Raw genomic sequence first — 3,663 nt, forward strand, 5'->3', positions numbered from 1 at the left:
AGCGTGGCGCGAATGCCGGCGGTGAGTTCTGGGGCTGCAGCGGTTATCCAGCCTGTCGCGGCACGAGACCGATCGGTTGATGCAGACTGCGATGTTCGGCAGGTTCGCCCCCCTCCGCATCACTGCGCTCGACGACACAAATCTCAAGGAAGACGGTGGTCGAGCGGTGTCGGTACACGCGACGGTATTTTCTCTAAGAGGGTGGTGCCGGCCACCTCTCCTTGCGTTTTGCTACTCCTGCCTGACCAACCACGACCGGCGCTGGAGCGCTTGGCGCGATTTGCCACCGCCGGCGAGGCGGCCGAAGAGTTGCCCTCCATGGAGGAGGCCCTGCCGTCCGCAGAATGCTGAATCGTTTCAGGGCGGCAGTCGGCCGAGGCAATGCACGGTCGGGGCCGAGCCTCGCGTGTTGCTACCCCTGCCGCAGCAACCATCGAACTTGATCGCGGGCCGCACGCGCCTCGCCATCGGCTGTTCGACAGCGACGCACCCGGACCCGGACCCGGCGACGAGGCGGCGTTCTTCGACAGCCTGCCGGACGACGTACCGATGACGCTCGCGGGGTACCACTGCTGAGTGGATCCAGCCGCGCGCGGCAGGCAATAGTGTTGATCACCGCGATTCGGGCCTCGCGTCGAGACACTCCTCGCGTGACGAGCTGCTCGCAGATCGGTGGACCGAGCTGGCTCGATCAGGCGGCGCCCTGGGCGGCCTGCTCCTGGACGAGGCCTTGCCGCTGATGGCTTTCGAGCTGCGGCAGGAACAGGTCGTGCAGGAACATCGGCCACACACGGTCCACGGGGTCGGAGATCTCCAGGTGGGGATCGGGTTCGAAGACGTGAGCAGTGCCCACCGAGCGCGGGTGCGGCAAGCCCAGCATCTTGAGGGCCTTGTTGGAGAGCTTTTCCGGGTCGCCCAGTTCCGGCACCGGATCGCCCTTGACGGAAAAGGATTTCACCAGGTCCGGCAGGCGCTTGACGTTTTCTTCCCGGGCCTTGTCCAACAGCCCGTCGCTGAGCGGAGCCGGTGAGAAGACGGTGGCCTTGACGGGTTTTTCCATCATGATGGCCGCGTACGACGCTTCCCCGCCTCCTTTGGAGTGGCCCGTGAGCGAGAGATCGTAGTCATGGTATTTCGCGCCCGAGTGGCCGTTCGTCATGGCCAATTGCAACTCCTGAGCCAGTGTCGCGGCCTGCTTGTAGCTCTCGGGCTCGACGCCCAGGCCGGCTTCCCCGTTGGCCAGCCACTGGGGCCCGCCCATGCTGGCGTCGCCTACCACGCGTTGCGAGGCGCCGCCAGGCACCTCGCCCGCCGTCGTGCCCCCGAACGCGAGGACGACGCGCTTGGCCGTGTGGTCCACCAGGATGCTCGCCACGAGGCCGGACTTCGGATCGGCCACGGTGCCGGCCATCTTCTTGTCAGGCGACAACTGGTTGCCCGTCGGCAAGTTCAGCTCGGTCGCGAGGAGGGACATCAGGTCCTCCGCCGGCTTGAAGTCGCCTGGCAGCTTTTCCGGGTCGCGGAAGTAGACGAAGTTCGCCATCTTGGCCATGTCCACCACGCCGTCGAGCTTGGACGCCGGCGGCATCTCGGCCCGGTGGAGAACGTCGGGGTAGCGGGCTTCCCGCCCACGTTGGTCGAGGCGGGCCTGGACGCCTGCAATATTTTGCCGCGGTCCCAGCGCCTTCAATGGCGCGGCGCGGCGCAGGTGGCCGGGGCCGATCGGCGCGCCTTCGCGCACCTGGGCCCGGCTGACGATGGAGGGCAGGCCGCCCGTCGTGCCTTCGGCTTGCGGGGTTACGCTCTTGGAGCGGACCTGCTGCGGTCGGGAAATGGGGATGCGCATGGGATGACGTTGGGTGCCTGGAGGGGGGAAACGTTGCCTTCGATCTCAGCCTGTCGCCTCGCATCCTGGCAGCGTGGCTGCAGTGGCCAAAGGTAAGCGCGGGCGCGATCCGGAGCAGCCTAGCTCGCGAACATGCGAGCGGAAATGCGATGCAGGATTTCCAGCCGCACTTGTCTGCGCATCAACGCGGCGCGCTGCGGCTCGCCTCTGCCGTGTGGTCGCTTCACCGTCGGCTGTTGCGAACTGYGCTCGCGTGGCTATCGCGAGGTCCGGACAGGCGCAGGCTCTGCCTTGCTCATGATTGAACAGCCATCTATACTTCGCCAAATGGCAAACAATCAAATAGCTCTGGATTCGGTCTTTCACGCGCTAGCCGACCCCACGCGTCGAGCGGTCCTGCAGCGACTCGGCACGGGGCCGGCGACTGTCAGCGACCTGGCGGAGCCATTCGACATCGGTTTGCCCACCTTCATGAAGCACGTGGGGGTGCTCGAGAGTACAGGGCTGATCCGCACCCGAAAGAGCGGTCGAGTTCGGACCTGCGTGCTCGAGAGAAGGAAGCTGGCAGCAGCCGAGCGCTGGTTTGACGAGCAGCGCGCGATCTGGGCAAGCAGATTCGAGAACCTGGACAACCTACTTGAACAACTGAGTGGAAATGATCATGAGACCTGACCTTCGATTCGATTTCATCGTGGACAAGACCAAGCACAGCATCACCGTGAAGCGAGAGTTCGTGGCGAAGCGCCAACTCGTGTGGGACTGCTACACGAAGCAGGAACTGCTCGACCAGTGGTTCGCCCCCAAGCCACTGACCACCAAGACCAAGCACATGGAGTTCAAGGAAGGTGGGTATTGGCACTACGCGATGGTCATGCCAGACGGACAGGCGTTCTGGAGTCGCCAGGACTACCAGACGATCAATCCGATTGACGGCTACGTGGCGCTCGACGCGTTCAGTGACGAGACCGGTGCGGTGAATCCCGACCTGCCGCGCGCTCGTTGGGACGTTGGTTTCACCGACCTCCAGACTCGCACGCTCGTGACGACCATCGTCTTGTACAAGTCTGCCGAGGATGTCCAGAAGGTGATCGACATGGGACTGAAGGATGGTCTCGCATCGACGCTTGAGCGACTCGACGAACTCCTTCTCACCATGGCCGCGTGACGAGCCGGGAATTGCCCTCGCGCGTGCAGCGAGGCTGGCGTCGGCTTTGACGGCGTGCCTGTTCGTGCGCTCGGCGATTGCGCTGGTGGATTGCACGGAACCGAGCGATCCGGATCGAGTCGCGAGTTTCTTGAAGCTGCGGTTTCTGGAGGATGGGCGCGTTCGGCAGACATTCAGCCGAACTCGGTCGGGAGGGGGCCGCGGGCCTCCGCCCCACCAGCGAAATCCGCCGTTCWCCGGGTGGACGCCAGCCTCTCGAAATGTCAACACCGTGGCCGTAAGCGGGCGCTCGAGAGTACCGATCGACCGGCCGCAACCGTCACGGAGCTGCCACATGAATGCACCCGTCGAGCGGCGGATGAATCGAAAAATCCCCAAACCATCGAAGGCAACGACGCCTTGCGTCTTCCGGAAATTGCCCGTCCTGCGCGAGGAGGGGCGCGTCCGCCGCTGGCTGCCCTGCCATTCACCAGAAACTGCACGGCTGAAGACGGCCATGGAGAAGCCGCCGGTCGCGTTAGCGCTTGATCGAGAGAACCAGCACGCCGCCCGCCACCATCGCGATCCCGGCCCATTCGCGCAGGCTCGGCCGCTCGCCGAGGAAGGCGAAGGCGAACACCGCGACCAGCACCAGGCTCAGCTTGTCGACCGG

At 64.8% G+C, this 3,663-nt stretch carries 4 protein-coding genes; 2 read left to right on the forward strand and 2 right to left on the reverse strand.

What is annotated here, in order from left to right; translation table 11 throughout:
- Nucleotides 1–691: 691 nt before the first annotated feature.
- The gene (locus AC1D15_RS22105) at nucleotides 692–1,846 is read right to left on the reverse strand and encodes a Tle-like phospholipase domain-containing protein (RefSeq protein WP_477827655.1); all 1,155 of its coding nucleotides are present in this window, start codon (nucleotides 1,844–1,846) and stop codon (nucleotides 692–694) included.
- A gap of 327 nt (nucleotides 1,847–2,173) precedes the next feature.
- Between AC1D15_RS22105 and AC1D15_RS22110 the strand changes: the two genes are divergently transcribed.
- Entirely contained in the window at nucleotides 2,174–2,518 is a 345-nt protein-coding gene (locus tag AC1D15_RS22110; RefSeq protein ID WP_477827656.1) for an ArsR/SmtB family transcription factor, read from the forward strand.
- Nucleotides 2,519–2,537: 19 nt separating this feature from the next.
- Nucleotides 2,538–3,011 carry an SRPBCC family protein gene (locus AC1D15_RS22115; RefSeq protein ID WP_477827657.1) on the forward strand — a complete coding sequence of 158 codons (474 nt, stop codon included), beginning with the start codon at nucleotides 2,538–2,540 and terminating at the stop codon, nucleotides 3,009–3,011.
- 517 nt (nucleotides 3,012–3,528) lie between these two features.
- Here the strand turns inward: AC1D15_RS22115 and AC1D15_RS22120 are convergent.
- Nucleotides 3,529–3,651: an EamA family transporter gene (locus tag AC1D15_RS22120; protein ID WP_477827658.1), complete on the reverse strand. Its 123-nt coding sequence runs from the start codon at nucleotides 3,649–3,651 to the stop codon at nucleotides 3,529–3,531.
- Between the last annotated feature and the right edge of the window lie 12 nt (nucleotides 3,652–3,663).

This window comes from Rhizobacter sp. P2_H2, from assembly GCF_056403375.1.

Bases quoted from the DNA above. Each gene is read 5' to 3' on its own strand.
- AC1D15_RS22105 (WP_477827655.1), bottom strand. From the start codon at position 1,846: ATGCGCATCCCCATTTCCCGACCGCAGCAGGTCCGCTCCAAGAGCGTA.
- AC1D15_RS22110 (WP_477827656.1), top strand. From the start codon at position 2,174: ATGGCAAACAATCAAATAGCTCTGGATTCGGTCTTTCACGCGCTAGCC.